We start from the raw sequence: 245 nt of genomic DNA on the forward strand, positions 1-245 counted from the left end.
GCGCCAGGGTCTGCATAGCCAGTAAGCATGATCCTCACGACTGCGGGATAGCGTTGGTGGACTTGCGCGAGCAACGTTGCACCGTCCATGCCCGGCATACGCGCATCGCTCATCACAAGATCTACCGGCCGTTCGGTCATCAGCGCCAGCGCCTGTTCACCGCTGGTGGCCAACACCACGTCATAGGGCTGACCCCTTAATAGTCGACGCAGACTGTTGAGGATTGGCTCTTCGTCATCAACCAG

The 245-nt window shown here is 59.2% G+C and carries 1 protein-coding gene; it reads right to left on the reverse strand.

Features of this window, described 5'->3' with window-relative positions; all coding sequences use genetic code 11:
• A partial coding sequence (locus tag SB751_RS34135) for a response regulator (protein WP_410749510.1) occupies positions 1-245 on the reverse strand: 245 nt, incomplete at both ends.

Source organism: Cupriavidus sp. SIMBA_020 (genome assembly GCF_046535395.1).
In the GTDB taxonomy this organism is placed as follows: Bacteria; Pseudomonadota; Gammaproteobacteria; order Burkholderiales; family Burkholderiaceae; genus Cupriavidus; species Cupriavidus campinensis.